The organism is Rubellimicrobium rubrum, assembly GCF_006152115.1.
Taxonomy (GTDB): Bacteria; Pseudomonadota; Alphaproteobacteria; order Rhodobacterales; family Rhodobacteraceae; genus Rubellimicrobium; species Rubellimicrobium rubrum.
Map to the genome: position 1 here is coordinate 81,072 of NZ_VDFU01000002.1, position 13,755 is coordinate 94,826.

General features: G+C 68.1%; 8 protein-coding genes. 5 read left to right on the top strand and 3 right to left on the bottom strand.

The window, feature by feature from the left end; genetic code table 11:
- The first annotated feature begins 224 nt into the window (after positions 1-224).
- Positions 225-3,077 (top strand): PAS domain S-box protein, encoded by a 2,853-nt coding sequence (locus FHG66_RS02105; RefSeq protein WP_176556086.1) that lies wholly within the window; start codon positions 225-227, stop codon positions 3,075-3,077.
- A 587-nt stretch (positions 3,078-3,664) separates the two neighbouring features.
- On the opposite strand, the gene FHG66_RS02110 is transcribed toward FHG66_RS02105, so the two are convergent.
- Positions 3,665-4,003 carry a cupin domain-containing protein gene (locus FHG66_RS02110; protein WP_139075042.1) on the bottom strand — a complete coding sequence of 113 codons (339 nt, stop codon included), beginning with the start codon at positions 4,001-4,003 and terminating at the stop codon, positions 3,665-3,667.
- A 168-nt stretch (positions 4,004-4,171) separates the two neighbouring features.
- On the opposite strand from FHG66_RS02110, the gene FHG66_RS02115 reads away from it, so the two are divergent.
- Positions 4,172-5,299 carry a helix-turn-helix transcriptional regulator gene (locus tag FHG66_RS02115; RefSeq protein ID WP_139075043.1) on the top strand — a complete coding sequence of 376 codons (1,128 nt, stop codon included), beginning with the start codon at positions 4,172-4,174 and terminating at the stop codon, positions 5,297-5,299.
- A 675-nt stretch (positions 5,300-5,974) separates the two neighbouring features.
- Positions 5,975-7,777, top strand: coding sequence for a putative bifunctional diguanylate cyclase/phosphodiesterase (locus FHG66_RS02120; RefSeq protein WP_176556087.1), 1,803 nt, complete (start codon positions 5,975-5,977; stop codon positions 7,775-7,777).
- Positions 7,778-7,849: 72 nt separating this feature from the next.
- Here FHG66_RS02120 and FHG66_RS02125 read toward each other — a convergent pair whose 3' ends face one another.
- Both FHG66_RS02125 and FHG66_RS02130 read right to left on the bottom strand, forming a co-directional pair.
- A complete protein-coding gene (locus FHG66_RS02125) occupies positions 7,850-10,231 on the bottom strand; it encodes a PAS domain S-box protein (RefSeq protein WP_218013776.1) in 2,382 nt (793 codons plus the stop codon).
- Complete coding sequence (locus FHG66_RS02130) at positions 10,228-11,718, bottom strand: ATPase domain-containing protein (RefSeq protein WP_139075045.1); 1,491 nt, start codon at positions 11,716-11,718, stop codon at positions 10,228-10,230. Before FHG66_RS02130 ends, FHG66_RS02125 begins: the two co-directional genes overlap by 4 nt.
- A gap of 369 nt (positions 11,719-12,087) precedes the next feature.
- Here FHG66_RS02130 and FHG66_RS02135 point away from each other — a divergent pair, with 369 nt between their 5' ends.
- Complete coding sequence (locus FHG66_RS02135) at positions 12,088-12,645, top strand: hypothetical protein (protein WP_139075046.1); 558 nt, start codon at positions 12,088-12,090, stop codon at positions 12,643-12,645.
- A gap of 43 nt (positions 12,646-12,688) precedes the next feature.
- Complete coding sequence (locus tag FHG66_RS02140; RefSeq protein WP_139075047.1) at positions 12,689-13,711, top strand: DUF11 domain-containing protein; 1,023 nt, start codon at positions 12,689-12,691, stop codon at positions 13,709-13,711.
- The last annotated feature ends 44 nt before the right edge of the window (positions 13,712-13,755 follow it).

Consider the following 13,755-nt stretch of genomic DNA (forward strand, 5'->3'; position numbering starts at 1 on the left):
TGGGGTACGGCGCGGATCACAGGGACCGGCCCCACGAGCCGCGACGATGATCAAGGATGGACAGTCATGTCCTTGGAGGATGTCATGAGTTCGTTGGAAATCCTGAGAGCGGCTCTCGTCAGGGTGGGCCTGAGCCGGATCGGGGCCGACCCGGCCTTCCGTGGATCCGCAGCACCCTGACCCCACAACCTGGCGAACCTGCAACGAGAGACGGAAACGACGGCATGGATCAGCGCGATACACAGGGCTCACCGGCATCGGACGCCGGGCTCGAGCAGCTGGTGGTGCGTCTGCGCGATGCCGAGGACCGGCTGCGGGCCGTCACCCAACAGGTTCGCATCGGCCTGGCGGTCACCGGACCCGACCATCGGTACCGGTTCGCCAACCAAGCCTATGCCGACCTCCTGCGCCTGCCGACGGGGGATCTGGTCGGCCAGCGGGTCGCGGACGTCCTCCCCGAGGTTTACGAGACGCAGATCCGACCTCGCCTGGACAGGGCCCTAACCGGCGAGACGGTCAGCTACGAACTCGTGACGCCCGCTCATGGCGAGTTGCAGGAGCGGCGTTATGCCGTCACCTACCAGCCGGGGCGGGAGGAATCGGGGGAACCCGAGGTCACGGTAGTGGTCCAGGACATCACCGAGCAGGCCACGACGGCCCGGCGCCTCAGGGACAGCGAGGAGCGTTTCCGGGCCGCGGTCCAAGCGGTGCAGGGCGTGGTCTGGACCAATGACGCCGAAGGACGGATGTCGGGCGAGCAGCCGGGCTGGGCCGCCCTGACAGGACAGACCGAGGACGAATACCAAGGTTACGGCTGGTCCTCGGCAGTCCATCCCGACGACGCGCAGCCCAGCATCATGGCCTGGACCAGGGCCGTCTCCCTCCGCGAGCCGTTCATCTTCGAGCACCGGGTGAAGACCCGGGGGGGCGAGTACCGTCGCTTCGCGATCCGCGCCCTTCCGCTGCTCGGGCCGGACGGGTCCATCCGCGAATGGGTGGGCGTCCACACGGATGTGACCGAACAACGCGCGAGAGAACGGCGCGACGCCTTCCTGCTGGCTCTCGAGGACCTGCTCGGCCGCGCCGCAACCCCCGAGGAGGCAAGCGCAGGGGCATCCGAACTCCTCGGCCGGAGCCTGGACGCAGGCCGCGTCACCTATGCCGAGATCGACGAGGCCACGGACAGCCTGACCGTCTCACGCGAGTATCTGGCGGCCGGCATGCCATCGGCAGCGGGCACCTACCCTCTCTCCGGTCTGGGGCCGGCGCTCGACCACTATCGTCGGGGCCAGCCCATCATCGTGACGGACAGCCGCCAAGACCCTCGAACGGCCGCGTTCGCTGCCCGGCCGGACACCCTGGCCATGCGCACCCGCGCCATGCTCGACATGCCACTCGTCCGGCAGGGACGCCTTGTGGCCATCCTGGCCGTCAACCACCCCGCTCCAAGGGAATGGACGCGCGAGGAGGTCGAGCTGGTCCGCGCCACCGCTGAACGCACCTGGGACGCCTTCGAACGGACGCGGGCCGAGGCGCGCATCCGCGAGTTGAACGCCACCCTCGAGCGCCGCGTGAGCGAGGCCGTCAATGAGCGCAACCGGCTTTGGGCCGTGAGCGAGGACCTTTTCGTCACGGCCGATTTCACGGGGCGGCTCCTGGAAGTGAGCGAAAGCTGGACCCGGCTGCTCGGCTGGGACCGCGAGACGCTGCTGCGGGACGGCTATGTCCACCTGATCCATCCCGATGACCTCGACCTGGCTCGGGATCAGCTCGAGGCATTGCAGCGCAGCGGCCGCTCGGTCAGCTATGAAAACCGCGTCCTGAAACAGGATGGCGAGTGGAGGCTGATCGACTGGACGCTCAACATGGAGCCGGACGGGGGGCGGCTTTACGGCGTCGGGCGCGACATCACGCGCGAGCGGGCGCAAACCCAGGCGCTGGCAGAGGTCCAGGCCCAGCTCCATGAAGTGCAGAAGCTGGAATCCATAGGCCAGCTCACCGGCGGCGTCGCGCACGACTTCAACAATCTCCTGACCCCCATCGTGGGCGCGCTCGACATCCTGAGCCGGCGGGTCACGGATGACCGCGCGCAGCGGCTGATCACAGGCGCCCTGCAGTCGGCGGACAGGGCCAAGACCCTCATTCAGCGCCTGCTGGCCTTTGCGCGTCGCCAAACGCTTCAGCCGCAAGCCGTCGTGCCCGCCAAGCTGGTCCTGGGCATGCGCGACCTGATCGAGCGGAGCCTGGGGCCCTTGATCGAGGTTCGCCTCGATCTGCCGGCCGACCTGCCGTCCATTCTCGTGGACCCCAATCAGCTGGAGCTCGCTCTCCTGAACCTCAGCCTCAACGCTCACGACGCCATGCCGGATGGGGGGCGGCTCTCGATTGCGGCTCGGGTGATGGATGTCGGGACCAGGACGCGCTCCGGTCTTGCTCCGGGCCGCTACGTCCGCCTCATGGTGAGCGACACCGGATCCGGCATGGATGCCGATACCCTGAAGCGGGCGATCGAGCCCTTCTTCAGCACCAAGGCGGTAGGTCGAGGCACGGGCCTGGGGCTTTCCATGGTCCATGGGCTCGCGGCGCAGTCGGGCGGGTTGTTCGAACTCGAAAGCCGCCCCGGCGAAGGCACGACCGCCGCTCTGTGGCTGCCCGTGGCGGACGAGCAACCCAAGGCCGAAGCGGTGCAGCCGCACGAGTGGCTTGGGACAGGCCGCTCGGTCAAGGTTCTGCTGGTGGACGACGAGGACGCCGTCCGCACCGTGGCGGCCGAAGGCATGCGCGAGCTGGGCTATGAGGTGGTCGAGGCCGTGAACGCGGCAACGGCGCTCGAGTTGGTGGGCAATGGCCTCCGAGCGGACATCGTCGTCACCGACCACATGATGCCGGGGATGACAGGGGCCGATCTGGCCGGCGAGCTGCGTCGGCAGCAGCCAAGCCTCCCTGTTCTCCTGATCACCGGCTACGCCCATCTGTCGCCCGAGCGGGCAAGGGGCCTTCCCGTGCTGCCCAAGCCGTTCCGCCCGGTCGAGCTGGCAGCCACCCTGTCGGAGATGCTGGCTGCAGCGGGGCGCTGAACCAGGAGCGAGGACGACGGCAGGTTGACCCGACCTGCCCCGGCCCAACCCGGCGCGGCCCCTTCTCAAGCTTCTGGCGAACCGTTGAAGCCGACACCCCGATGGCAGCGCGGTGGAACTGGACCATGCGATCGGGCTGCGGCTTGAGACCCATGGGGTCGTTCATGCGGCGTTTGCAGCTGGTCGGCTCATGGTTGGCCATGACCTCTGTGACACCGATGCCCGAGAGACCTCATGGGGCTGCGGCGTCATGCGGGACGGGTTCCTGTCCCGCCACGTCCGTCGCTTGCATGCTGGCCATGACAGTCCCGACAAGGTCGGGGCCGCCCTGACGACCGTCCGTGAGCGTTGGGAAGACCGGGTCCGGCGCTCATGGCCTTGGCCAACCCCGGGGCGTCCCGGATCAGTGCCACGCCCAGCACGCCGAAGCCCTCCGGCAGGCAAGGTCAAGGCGGGGTCGGACAAGAACTGTTCCGCTGCGCCGGTCCGGTCCAACCTCGGATTGGTGACCTTTGCGGAGGATAGGGGCTGGCCGGGCCTGAGGCACCTGCCCCAGGGCGCTTGCCTGCGATTGGTTGACTGCGCCCTCAGGCCTCGTCGCGGCCATGGGCCTGAGCGGGCGGCGAGGTGGCTTCCACCGCCGTGAAGGCCTCCAGGATGCGGTAGCTGTGCTCGGCACCAGCGGGCACGACCCAGGAGTCGCCGGGTTCGAGGCGCACGGTTTGGCCTTCGGTCACGAGTTCGGCCCGGCCCGCGATCACGTAGCCGACGGTTTCGTAGTCCCGGCGGCGCGGCGCGGCCACCGTGGGCTCCTCGTTGGTCCAAAGCCGCATCGCAAGGCTCTTGCCAGAGGCAAGGTAGACCTCGCCCTCGGGGCCTCGGGGTGAATGCTCGCCGCTCACCTTGGTCACGGTCGTGTCGGTCATGGAAGTCTCCTGCTCGCTGGACCGCCTCAACGGCCCGGTCCCGGTTCCGTTCCCGGCAGGAGAGCGGAACGATGCCCTGCGGCCCGAACGGCGCAAGGTCCCGACCTTGCCAAGGTCAGGGCCGTGGTTCAGTCTTGGCCGATCTGATCAGGGGCTACATGGGGCGACATGAGGGCATACCGGCGCGACCTTCTTGCCGCGGTCAACCGGGCTGCCATCGATCCCGACGCCTGGCAGGGCGTGATGGACAGCTTGGCCGCCAGCCTTCCGGGGCTGAAGCCGGGCCTTGTGGGATATGACGCTGCCCTTCATCGCAACCGGCCCGGCGTACAAGCCAATTATGATCCGGACTTCGTCCAAAGCTACGCGGCGCATTACGGGGCGCAGTTTCAGGGCCTCGATGCCTGGACCAGCCTGCCCGTCGGATATGTGGCCCACAGCTTCGAGATCATCGCCGAGGCGGATCTGCTCGCGACCGAGCTTTACAACGACTGGCTCCGCCCGCAGGGCGATCTGCGGCACGCGGCCATGACCGTCCTGAGCCGCGGCCCCGGTCAGTTCTTCCTGTTCACGGCCCAGCTCGAACTGCACGTGGCCGAGCGCCGGATGGCCGGGCTGCTCCAAGAGACCCGCGACCTTGTTCCGCAGATGATGCATGCGCTCGACATGAACCGGATGCTGCTGGGCCTGCGGCTCGACGCCGTCCTGCTGCGTCAGGGCGTCGAGCCGCAGGACGCCGGCGTTCTTCTCCTGAGCGACGAGGGCATCATCCTCCATGCCAATGCCAGGGCCGAGGCGATGCTGGCCGAGGGAGACCTCTTGCGCCACGACTGGAGCGGCCGCCTCGCCTTTGTTGCAGCCAGCCCGACCGCCCGGCTGCGGGCGGCTCTCCGCGGCCAGGCACGGACAAGGGACCTGACCTTTCAATTGGAGCGGTCTCAGGGCGGCCACGAGGTGCGGCTCGCTCGGGTGACGGACGAGACGCTGGGTCAGCTCGCCTTGCCGGCGTTCCTGCGGGCCTGGAGCCCCGCCCTCCTCGTGGTCGTGCGTCCCGCTCACCGCCTGACCGACGAGGCTCGCCCCCTCATGGCGCGTCTGGGCCTCAGCCGGAGCGAGGCCGAGGTGACGCTCGCGCTGGCCAAGGGCGCCACGCTGGCCGAGATCGCCGAAGGCCGGGGCGTCGCCCGCGTCACGGTGCGCGACCAGATTCGCGCGGCCATGGGAAAAGCGTCCGTTCACCGGCAGGTCGATTTGGTGCGCCTCGTGCTGGAACTGCGCCGCACCGACCGGACCTGATGCTTTATCCTGCGATCGAAGGATGACGCGCGAACGATATGCGCAAGACTGGCCCGTGTCGGGGGTGAGCGGATGGGTGGCGTGCAGTTGGTGATGGTTGAAAAGCATCCGTCGTTTCAGGGCTGGTGACGGCCCTCGAACGGACTTCATCCCCGACAGCAGCTTCAAAGCCTTTACAACATACGCCCTGAGAGCCGTTCGAGTCGCCGTGGTTGGCTGAGCGCCATAGTGAAGGGGTGGCCGACCTGTCCCAGGCGGGAAGGTGGTCGGCCCTTGCGGCCCGGCTTTGCCTTAGCAAAGTTCCTCCTGCGTGTATCCTAGGCTATGCGGCCAGGCAGTCCCGGTTCTTCGGGTTCACGGTGCCTCGGCCTCAGGTCGACCAGGACGGTGGACTCACCACATCTGGGACGGGTCGGCCATTCCACAGCCCGCGATGGTGGCTCGTCCACTTGACCCCTGCTGACCCAGCGCCGGTGATCCGATCGTCCGAGCCCGGATTTGCCCGGCGAGCATCGAGGTCATCATTTCTTCAGTCTCAGGCTGTAAAGCCCGATAAAGTGCCTTGATCAGAAAGGATGGCATCTCCTTGTCCGTCTTTGCACCGCGGAATGCTGCTGGCTGGTCTGACCAATCGGACGAGACGCCCGGGCCGAACGCGCCACGATGGAGGATGTCGTGCTCCTGACCTCCGGAAGCGACAGTTCCGGCGAGCCGGTTCGCCCCGAGGCATCGGACAAGCCGCTCGGACCGGCATCCGTCGACGAAGGCACGGCAGCCTCTGGCCTTGGAGAATCGTCCGACGACCGCAAGCGCTTCGAATCCATCGCGGCGCTGTCGCTCGACGCGATCATCTGCGCCGACGGAAACAACCGCGTCACCTTCTGGAACCGCGCGGCCGAGGCGACCTTCGGCTATTCCGCTCAGGAGATGCTGGGCCAGTCCCTGAGCCTGATCGTTCCACCCGCCCTGCGCGCCACTCACGAGACCGGCCTGGGCCGCCTGGCGGCTGGCCATCGGGCACGGTTGGTGGGATCGCTTGTGACGGTAACGGCGGTGCGCCGCGATGGGGCGGAGTTTCCGCTGGAACTGTCCCTCACCCACTGGATCGAGAACGGCGCGCATCAGTTCGGCGCCATCGCCCGGGACGTGTCGGACCGGCGTGCCGCCGAGGCGCAACTTCGGCGCGAGGCCGAGATCGATCATCTGACGGGCATCGCGAACCGCAAGTTCCTGGCCGACCGGATGCAGGCCGCGTGCGATCGCGGTGAGGCGGCGGCCCTGCTGCTCTTCGATCTGGACGGCTTCAAGGACGTCAATGACAGCCTCGGCCATGCGGCGGGCGACGAAGTTCTGCGGCACGTGGCGGACCGGCTCGCGGAGGCCATGGAGGACGAGGGCTTCGTGGCCCGGCTCGGCGGGGATGAGTTCGCCGTCCTTCTGGCGGGGTTGCATGACCCCGCAAAGGTCCAGGCCCTCGGCCGCCGTCTGGTCGCCTCCATCGAGAAGAGCATCGAGGTGCAGGAACGCTGCATCTATGTCGGGGCAAGCGCAGGCGTCGCCCTGGTCCCGCCCGGCTCCTGGACGCCCGACGACCTGCTGGGCGATGCCGACCTTGCGCTTTATCGCGCCAAGGGCGATGGGCGCAGCACTGTCCGGATCTTCACCCCCGAGCTTCGCGCCGTGTCCCGGACACGCTCCTCGGTCAGCTCCAGCCTCCGTGAAGCCTGGGAGCGTCGCGAGTTCGAGCTGTACTATCAACCTCAGGTTCAGCTGGCCGGGCGAACCCTGACGGGGGCCGAGGCGCTGATCCGCTGGAACCACCCAACCCGTGGGCTGGTCGGGCCCGCCGCCTTCCTGCCGGTCCTCGAGTCCAGCCTTCTCGCCATGCCAGTGGCGGAGTGGATCCTGCGCACCGCCTGTGCTCAGGCCAGCCGCTGGCGCCGGGCAGGCTTTCCCGACTTCCAGATGGGCGTGAACCTGTTCGCGGCGCAGTTCCGCTCTGGCGACCTTCCCGAGATGGTCGCCGACGCGCTGACCGACTTCGACCTGCCCGGCGAGGCTCTGGAGCTGGAGATCACCGAGAACATCATCCTGCGGAGCGACGACCGGATGCTGACGGACCTTGCAGCACTGCGTTCGATGGGGGTCGGCATAGCCTTCGACGATTACGGCACCGGCTATGCCTCGCTGACCATGCTGAAGCAGTACCCGGTCACCCGGCTGAAGATCGACCGCTCCTTCGTCAGCGCCGTGGACCGCAGCCGTGCGGACCAGACCATCGTGGAGGCGATCGTCCGGCTGGCCAAGGGCTTCGACCTCGACGTCATCGCGGAAGGAATCGAAACGGCCGAGCAGGCCGCGCTCATGGAAGCCTACTGCTCCGAAGGCCAGGGATACCTGTTCGGCCGGCCCAGCGCGGCCCCAGTCTTCGAGGCGCAGCACATGGTCCCTGCCCAGCCGCAAGCCGCACGACGGTAGCACCAGGCACGGCTCGCGGGACGCGCAGGGCAGCGCCTCGGGCCAGACGCCCCTAGCCTTCCTCTGGTGCGCTCAGCCGACCCGTTCCTCGTCGGGCAGGATCGAGGCCACCCTTTCCGCAAGCTCCGCCGCCCGGAACGGCTTGACGAGCCGCGGAAGGTCAGGGGCCAAACCATCGACCTCCGCATAGCCAGACACGATCAGGACCGGCAGCCCTGGGCGCCGCACCTTGACCTCGCGCGCAAGCTGGGCGCCGGTCATCCCCGGCATGAGGTGGTCGGTGACCAGCAGGTCGAACGGCGCTCCGTCCTCGATCAGTTGCAGGGCCGCCTCGGCTGACCCGGCCTCGATCACGTCGAACCCGAAATCGACGAGCATGTCGGCCGTGCTCATGCGGACCAGGTCCTCGTCATCGACGAGAAGCGCGCATCCTCTCGTGCTTGGCCGGGACGCCACGGCCGAGGCGGTAACCGCTTCGGCGATCGGCTCGCTGCTGACCGGAAGCCAAAGCTCGACCGTCGTGCCCTGCCCCACCGCGCTCCGAATGGTCAGCCCGCCCCCAAGCTGGGCCGCAAGCCCGTGCACCATGGAGAGCCCCAGCCCCGTCCCCTTTCCGATTCCCTTCGTGGAGAAGAAGGGCTCCACGGCACGTCCGAGCGTGACCTTGTCCATGCCCGTGCCGGTATCAGCCACGGATAGCCGGATGTAGTGGCCCGCCTTCACGCCCGAGCGGTGCCCCCCGCGCACGCTTTCCACCGAGGCGGCGACGCTCAGCGTGCCCCCGTCCGGCATGGCGTCGCGGGCGTTCACCGCGAGGTTGAGCAACGCCATCTCGACCTGGTTGGCATCGGCCCGCGCCGGCGGCAGGTCGGGGACGACATCGAGCCGCATCTGGATCTTGGGTCCGAGCGTCGCGCCGATGAGGTCGGCCATGCCCTGCACGAGCCGCGGCAGATCGACGGCGGTGGCCTGAAGCGGCTGGCGGCGGGCAAAGGCCAGGAGCCGCTGGACCAGTGTCTTGGCCCGCTCGGCCGATTCGAGCGCGCCCGCCATGAGCCGCCGTTCGCGGTCGGTGCCAAGCCCCCGCACCAGCAAACGGTCCAAGGAGCCGATGATCGGAGTGAGCAGGTTGTTGAAGTCATGCGCCACGCCGCCCGTGAGCTGGCCCATGGCCTCCATCTTCTGGGCTTGGCGAAGCGCCTCCTGCGCGGTCTGCAGGTCGGCCTCGCGCTGGCGCACATCGCTCAGGTCACGGCCCACGGCGATGAAGTTGCTGCCGTCAGGCTCGGGCGCGACGGTCCATTCGATGGGGGTCCAGCCACCGTCGCGGCGGGCGATCCGGTTCTCGTAGCGCGCGGGCTCCCCGGTTTCGGCCATGCGGGTCAGGGCCGCAAGCGTCGCCCCGGCGTCCTCGGGATGCATGAAGCTTGCGTAAGGGCGGGCCAGCAACTCTGCCTCTGTCCAGCCCAGCACGCGCGTCCAAGCGGGGCTTACGGCCGACATCATGCCATCGAAGGCGGCCCGCGCCAGCATGTCCTCGGACAGGCGCCAGAGCCGGTTGAGCTGGGTGGTCCGCTCCTCGACACGCAGTTCAAGCGTTTCATTGAGCTTGCGCAGGGCCGCCTCGCTGTCGCGGAGCTGGACCTCGGTGCTCTTGCGGGCCGAGATGTCCTGGAACAGCACGGCGACCTGACGGCGGCTCGCGGGCTCGACGCGAAAGGCCGACAGCTCCAGATGCCGCCCCGTGGCCACCAACTCGCGCTCGAACCGGACGGGCTCACCGGTCCGCAGCACGCGGCCGTAGAGCTCGACCCAGCCTTCGGCCTCGTCCGGCAGTATCTCGCGCACCCGTTTGCCCACGGCATCGGCCAAGCCCGCATGAACGCTGTAGGCGGGGTTCGCTTCGAGGTGGACGTAGTCGCTGAGCGGCCCATGGGGCCCGTCCAGGAACTCGATGACGCAGAACCCTTCGTCGATGGAGTCGAACAGCGTCCGGTACCGCTCCTCGCTGTCGCGGAGCGCTTCCAGGCGGCTGCGGGCCTCGTACTGCCGGCGACGGCCACGGAGGGCGGATTGGGCCAGGCTGACCAGGGTCGTCGGATGGAAGGGCCGCTCCAGGAACGTCACGTTGCCCAGGATGTCCAGAAAACGCCGGGCGGCCGGATTGCGCTCCACCCCGCCACCCTGGCTGGTGAGAAGCACGAACGGCATGTCGGACCATTCCTGCTGGTCGGCCAGCCAGTCCGACAGGGCCGACAGGTCAGCGGTGGCAAGCGACTCCTCGGTGACAAGGACGAAGCCCGCCCCCCGGTCGAGTTGCCCTATCAGGTCGGGCAACGACGCGCACGGCTCGGCCAAGATTCCAGCCTCGCGCAGGAGGGAGGTCGCGATGGCGGCGTCCCGCCCGCGCGGGGTCAGGACGAGGGCCCGCTCCGAGACTGTGATCCGCTTCACTTCGGCTCGGCTCGCAGAAGACCGGCACCATCGCCGACCAGCGTCGGCACGCCGCGCAGCACGCCCTGGAACTCGACCAGGGGCTCACCGAGATGGATCCCTCGTCCGCCGATGCGGAACTCGCGGATCGTGTCCTCGTGGGCACCCGTGCGCTTCTTGATGACCGAGATGGCGCGCCGCACCCGGCCCAGCGCCTCGAAGTAGCGCAGCAGGATGACCGTGTCCGCAAGATAGGTGACGTCCACGGGCGCCTTCATCTCTCCGACAAGGCCGTGCTGGGCCACGGTCAGGAACGTCGTGGCCCCCTGCCGGTTCAGGTATTGCAGAAGCTCGTGCATGTGCAGCACCAGCGCGTGCTCGCCCGGCATCGCGGCCTCATAGCCGTTTAGGCTGTCGATCACGATCGTCCGGGCGCGCCCCTCCTCGACGGTGCGGCGGACCCGCTCGGAGAACTCGCCGGGCGTGAGTTCGGCGGCGTCCACCTGCTCGACGGTCAGGCTTCCCGACTCGACCATCGCCCGAAGGTCGATACCCAGCGCCAGGGCGCGGTTGAACAGCAGGCCAAGCTCCTCGTCGAAGACGAACAGGGCGGCCTTTTCCCCGCGATGAATGGCACCTTGCAGGAAGGTGAGGGTCAGGAGCGACTTGCCGGTGCCCGAAGGCCCCAGGATGAGGGTGCTGGAGCCCCGCTCCACTCCGCCCCCAAGCAGCGCATTGAGCTCCGTGGCCTCGGTGGGCAGCACATCGCGCACGAACGAGGTCCTGTGCTCGGCCGAAACGAGCCGGGGGAACACGCGCACGCCGCCCTGCTGGATGGCAAGGTCGTGGAAGCCGCCCCGGAACCCGCGGCCGCGATACTTGAGCACCCGCAGCCGCCGCCGCTCGGCCCCGTATTCGGGGGCCATCTCCTCTAGCCGGATCACGCCATGCGCGACGCTGTGGACCGTGCGGTCGGTCGCTTCGGAGGTCAGGTCGTCAAGCAGCAGGACGGTCGCCTTCTGCTGGGCGAAGTAATGCTTGAGGCTCAGGATCTGCCGTCGGTAGCGCAGGGAGCTTTGCGCCAGGAGCCGGATCTCGGACAGGCTGTCGAGCACAACGCGCTGCGGCCGGACCCTCTCGAAGGCATCGAGGATCCGCTTGATCGTCTCGCCCAGTTCGAGATCCGAGGAATAAAGCAGGCTCTGCTGCTGGTCCTCGTCGAGCAGGTTCTCGGGCGGAACCAGTTCGAAGACGGTCACCCCTTCGAGATCCCAGCCATGCGACAGACCCCCGGTCCGCAACTCCTCCTCGGTTTCCGACAGGGTGATGTAGAGCACCCGCTCACCGGCGGCGGCGCCCGTGATCAGGAACTGCATGGCGATCGTCGTCTTGCCGGTTCCGGGACTCCCTTCCAGGAGGAACACACGCTCCCGTTCGAGGCCTCCGCCCAGCACGTCGTCCAGACCCACGACGCCGATCTTGGCCTCTTTGCTCGCTCGCTCGACCAAGGCCGCTCCTTTCAGGGAAGATCTGCCTGGATATAGAAGCCGGGTGGGCCATCGAACAGGCCTCCGTCGCGCCAAGGCGGCCCCTTCCTCATCCTCTCTGCAGCATCCCGGTCCAACAGCCGAAGCGCACGCCGGACCTGGGCGAAGGGTTCGAGCCAGCCGAGCCGTCAGTCACAATGTCACCATAAACGCGACAAACTTCGGCAAATTTGAGCGATTACTCGCCTCCCGGTAGCAATGAAACCTCGCACCGCGAACGGCCAGAGATCCGCCTCCCCCCGACGTCCGGCCCATCGTCTGGATCGGATGCATCGTTTCCACCGGTTCCCGGCCGATGGCCGGCCACCTCAGCCGATGAGGCTCAATCCCATGACATCCATGCGACTTCTCGCGACCGCCCTTGCCGCCCTGATGGCGTTTCCGCTCCATGCCCAGGACGCCGCCCCCGCGCCGGCCGCGCCGCCGGCCGCAACAGAAGGCGTCCAGGCCGGCCTGCGGATCGAAGTCCTCAAGCCCACCCTGGACGAGTCGGGCCAACCCGTCCTCGACGCCAGCGGCCAGCCCGTCCTCGGGTTCCAGCCCGTGGCCTACGACCTGTCGCTCCTGCCGGGCGACGAGTTCCGCTACATTGCCGAACTCGTGAACGATGGCCCGGATGCCGAGGCGATCGAGATCGGCCTCGACGTCCCTTCCGCGAGCCGCCTCCTTCCCGAAACCGTCGTCGCCTCGACCGACGCCGTCTTCGAGCTGGGCTCCACCACCGACGCAACCCTGCGCCTGCCCCTCTTTGTGGAGGTCGATGGCGCCAGCGTTCCGAACCCCGAATGGGCCGCAACGCCCGAGCGCTTCGACCGGCTTTATGCCCGGATCCAGCGCATCCCGTCCGAGCAGACGGCGACGGTGACCTATCACCTCGTCGTCCGCTGACCTCCGAAGCACCCTCAAAACCTCGAACAAGGGGAAGAACTGAATGCGTTTCTTCAACATGGCCCTTTCCGCTGCAGCGGCTCTGGCCTTTTCGACCACCCTGGCCTCGGCGCAGGCCGCGCCCGGCACGACGGTCACCAACTCCATCGACCTGAGCTACAGCTCGGGCGGGACCACGATCTCGACGACCGGCGCCGCCACGGCGAGCTTCAGGGTGGACCGCAAGATCAACCTGAACGTCACCGGCCTTGACGCCAGCGCGACGGTCTTTGCCGAACAGGGCGCGAACGACCCGGTGCTGACCTTCCTGGTCGACAACCTGGGCAACGCCACCCAGGGCTTCGACATCAACGTCGCCTCCTCGGGCGCGCTCGGACTGACCTACGACCCGGCCGGGACCGGGGCCGAAGGCACCTTCTGGATCACGATCGGCACGACCCAGGCGGTCGGCGCGAACGAGCCCGTCTACAACGCGAACGGCCTCGTGAACGCGGCCGATCTCGCGCCCAATGGCAAGTTCTACGTTCACGTCCGTGCCAACGTCGCCAACAACGCCGCCAGTGGCCAGTCGCGGAACTTCGACGTGACGGCGACGGCGCTCGAGAGCGGGACCGCGAACGCGGTGGCTCAGTTGCTCGGCCAAGGCTTGAACGGCGTCGACACCGTCTTTGCCGACCCGGGAACGGACGGCAGGCAGACGGCGGCCGAGACCCTGCGGATCAACGCCCCGGCCCTGACCGCCAGCAAGACGGTGACCGTCATCTCGGAAAACCGTGACGGCACGTTCAACTGCGCGAACGGCCAGCCCGACAGCGGCGCGCAGGCTGCCATCCCGGGCGCCTGCATCGAATACACCATCACGATCAGCAACGCCGCCACCGCGACCCTGCCCGCGCGCAACCTGACGATCACCGACGCCCTGCCGGCTGGCGTGGCCTTCGCGAGGCTGGACCGGGGCGGCTTCAGCACCGTCACGCAGTCGGCTGGAACCGTCACGGGGAACCTGACGAACCTGGCCCCCGGCGGGACGGCGTCCTTCACGATCCGCGCGACCGTCAGCAACTGATCCGCGCCGAAGCCATGACACAGGTCCGAGCGGGTCTGCCGCTC